The 3,777-nt window shown below is 65.7% G+C and carries 3 protein-coding genes; all 3 read left to right on the top strand.

Translation table 11 applies throughout. The annotated features are described in order from the left end of the window. A partial coding sequence (locus VFL64_RS07375; protein ID WP_489539728.1) for a CobW family GTP-binding protein occupies positions 1-774 on the top strand: 774 nt, incomplete at its 5' end. Between the two features lie 179 nt (positions 775-953). Next, positions 954-1,940 (top strand): RNA polymerase-binding protein DksA, encoded by a 987-nt coding sequence (dksA, locus tag VFL64_RS07380; RefSeq protein WP_489539729.1) that lies wholly within the window; start codon positions 954-956, stop codon positions 1,938-1,940. Between the two features lie 34 nt (positions 1,941-1,974). Beyond that, complete coding sequence (locus VFL64_RS07385) at positions 1,975-3,696, top strand: hypothetical protein (RefSeq protein WP_489539730.1); 1,722 nt, start codon at positions 1,975-1,977, stop codon at positions 3,694-3,696. Positions 3,697-3,777 lie beyond the last annotated feature (81 nt).

Here is a 3,777-nt window from a genome sequence, read left to right on the forward strand (position 1 = left end):
TTCGACCGCGTGGTGATCGAGACCACCGGCCTGGCCGACCCAGGGCCCGTCGCCCAGACCTTCTTCATGGACGACGAGATTGCCGAGAACTACCTGCTCGATTCCATCCTGACCCTGGTCGACGCCAAGCACGGCAACGACCAGCTCGACAGCCGCCAGGAGGCACGCCGCCAGGTGGGCTTTGCCGACCAGATCTTCATCAGCAAGAGCGACCTGGTCGACACCGCCGCGGTCGACGACCTGGCCCACCGCATCAAGCACATGAACCCGCGGGCGCCCCAGCGCCGCGTGCACTTCGGCGAGGTGCCCATCGCCGAGGTGTTCGATCTGCGCGGCTTCAACCTGAACGCCAAGCTCGACATCGACCCCGACTTCCTCAAGGCCGACGAGCACGACCACCACCATCACGGCCATGACCACGATCACGACCATGAGCACGGCGAGCACTGCGACCACCCGCACCACCATGCGCACGACGACGACGTGAAGTCCTTCGTCTTCAAGTCCGACAAGCCCTTCAACCCGGCCAAGCTCGAAGACTTCCTGGGCGCGATCGTGCAGGTCTACGGCCCCAAGCTGCTGCGCTACAAGGGCGTTCTCTATATGAAGGGGTCGGACAAGAAGGTCATCTTCCAGGGCGTGCACCAGCTGATGGGCAGCGACCTCGGGCCGGCCTGGGCCAAGGGCGAGAAAAAGAACAGCAAGATGGTCTTCATCGGGCTCGATCTGCCGCAGCAGATCCTCGAGCAAGGCCTGGAGCAGTGCCTGTCCTGAGGTATCGAAGGGCCTGGTCTGAACCGTGACGGGGCCGATTTGAAGCACCGAGGAGACCCCTGCAAATATGGAGCAATGCTCATAAACAACGTGGCTACAATCCGCGGCGCCCAAAAGGGGCTGCGGGGCCACTCAGGGCAGCGCAGAGCGGGTATAACCGCCGTTGCGAGGAGATTTCAGTGAGCAAGACCCCGGTTAAGCGACCCACTCCCACCAAGCCAGCGGCCAAGAAGGCGGCTCCGGCGGCGAAGAAGCCCGCGTCAAAACCAGCGGCCAAACCAGCCAAGGCCTCACCCGCTGCCAAACCCGTCGCCAAACCCGCCCCAAAGTCACCCGCCAAAGCCCCTGCCAAGACCGCCAAACCCGCTCCCAAGCCTGCTGCAAAACCTGCGGCCAAACCCGCTGCCAAGGCGGCTCCCGCCAAACCCATTCCTGCCAAGCCAGTCGCCAAGGCGTCTGCTGCACCCGCCCCAGCTCCGCAACCTGCCGTGACCAAACCTGCCGTACCCGCCCCCTCGCCTGTCGTGGCGCCCAAGCCCGCCAAGGTGGCCCAGCCCAAGCTTTCCGCCGCAGCGCGCGCTTCGGCCGCCGCGTCGACGCCGGCGCCCGTTCCGCCTGCCACTTCCCGGTTCGCCGACCGCTTCGCACCGCCTCGCCCGCCGACCCGTCAGATGAACCCGGTGCTGATCGACGTCGCCAAGACTGCACACAAGGCCGACCCCAAGCTGGCCAATGCCTGGAAGTCCAAGTCCGGTCGCGAACTGACCGAAGCCGAAGTGCTGGCCATGCCGGACAGCGAGTACATGAACGAGAAGCAGCTGGAATTCTTCCGCGTCAAGCTGCAGACGCTCAAGGACGATCTGCTCAGCAACGCCGGCGAAACCACCGAGCATTTGCGTGAAGACACCTCGATCGTCCCCGATCCGGCCGACCGCGCCACCATCGAGGAAGAGCATGCCCTGGAGCTGCGCACCCGCGACCGCGAGCGCAAGCTGCTGAAGAAGATCTCCCAGTCGCTGGGCCGCATCGATGCCGGCGACTACGGTTTCTGCGACGAAACTGGCGAACCCATCGGCCTGGGCCGGCTCATCGCACGCCCGACCGCTACACTGTCCCTCGAAGCCCAGCAACGGCGAGAGCTCAAGCAGAAGATGTTCGGCGACTGATCCTCCGGTCAGACGCCCGCACCAACCTCCCGACATGGCGGACCCGAAAGACAGCAGCAGCTTCTTCCGAAAGGTGGTCAAGTTCGTGGCCAATCCGGCCACCGACTGGGCGCAGCTCGGCGTGCCTCCCGAGGATGCGCGCGAAAGCGAGTACGCCAAGTCCGAGCTGAAGGCCATGATCGAGCGCAAGCGGCGCAACGACTTCGTGCGCAAGCGCGAGTTCGACATGCTGCGCAAGGTGCGCCGTGAAGGCCTGACGGGCGAGCAGCTGGCGGCATTGGGTGGTTCGTCACGCCTCGACGACTCCGAAGCCCGCATGCAGGAAAGCGGAGCCAAGCCCGACAGCGGCGTCAAGGCCAAGATCGACGAGATCGAGCAGCAGATGGTGGGCGACGGCCTCGCCTCTCCCTCGCCGCGCCGCACCCCAGCCTTCTACGAAGCCCCCACGCAGCCCGCCGCCATGGGCTACGCGCGCACCCAACCCGACGACGGCCACAGCAAGCCCCCCATTGGCGAGCCCAGGCCGACCGCCGGCGTCCCGACACTGCAGTCGGTGGCCAGCGCACCCGCCACACCGGTGCAAGCTGCGCAAAGCCCGAACCAGCCACAGCTGGCTCCGCTCGACATGAACGCCGGCGCCGACGCGCTCAGCAGCCAGTTCGCCGAGTTGAGCGAAGTCGCGCACGACCCCGACCTCGACGAAGCGGTGATCGCCTTTGCCAATGCCGACTTTGAGCTGTGCGAGCAGTCCTTGTCGGCCCTCACCGGCGCGGGCGGGGGCCGGTCGCAGCATGCCGAGACCTGGCTGGCGCTGTTCGACCTCTACCGTGCCATCGGCCAGCAGCACAAGTTTGAGAGCCTGGCCATTGACTACGCCCAGGCATTCGGCTGGTCGGCGCCGCAATGGTTCTCGATGCCCAAGATGGTGGCCGAGGCCGCCAGCGAAGAGCGCCAGCCGCGCGCACGCATCGACGGCCAGGTGGGCTGGGTCTGCCCCGCGGTCATCGATGCCGAAGCCGTCGCCAAGCTGCGCTCGCAAACCCTGCAGATGCCGCTGCCCTGGGTGTTCGACTGGGGCGCACTCAAGAGCGTCGATGCCGAAGGCGCTGCGCGCCTGAGCGAACTCTTCCGCGGCTGGATGCCGCAGACGCTGGACATGCGCTGGCTGAGCGGCGAGCGCCTGATCGAGGTGCTACAGGACGCCGCCCCGACCGGTGTGCGCGATGCGGACCCGGTGTTCTGGCAATTGCGACTGGACGTGCTGCGCATCGTCAACCGCCCCGACCAGTTCGACGAGGCCGCCATCGACTACTGCGTCACCTACGAGGTGTCACCGCCGTCGTGGGAGCCGGCGGTGTGCCAGGCCCGCATCAGCGGCGCCAGCGTGAGCACGCAATCGCCTCCGATGTCGGTGGTGAGCGATGTCTCGACCACCTTCCAGGAGTCGCAGATCATCGACGAACCCGGCATGGTGCAAGTGGCCCGCGTCGAGCTGTCGGGCCAGCTGGTGGGTGACATCAGCGCCACGCTCACCAAGATGAACGAGGAACTGGGCACGGCAGCCATCGTCAACGTCTCGTGCGCACGCCTGATCCGTGTCGACTTCATCGCCGCTGGCGATCTGCTCAACTGGGTGCTGGCACGCCGCAGTGAGAACCGTGCGGTGACCTTCTCCGACTCGCACCGCCTGGTGGCGCTCTTCTTTGGTGCCATGGGCATCAATGAGCACGCAAAGGTCAAAGTCAGAGTAGTCTGACATTCCTTTTCGCCGTCGTTCGAGCTTCGGCTTGAAACTTCGGGGCCCACCCGAATCTGATCACCCTATGGACCAATATCA

It is taken from the genome of Rhizobacter sp., assembly GCF_035702065.1.
In the GTDB taxonomy this organism is placed as follows: domain Bacteria; phylum Pseudomonadota; class Gammaproteobacteria; order Burkholderiales; family Burkholderiaceae_C; genus Rhizobacter.

Coding starts and splice junctions, on each gene's coding strand:
- VFL64_RS07385 (WP_489539730.1), top strand. CDS start 1,975: ATGGCGGACCCGAAAGACAGCAGCAGCTTCTTCCGAAAGGTGGTCAAG.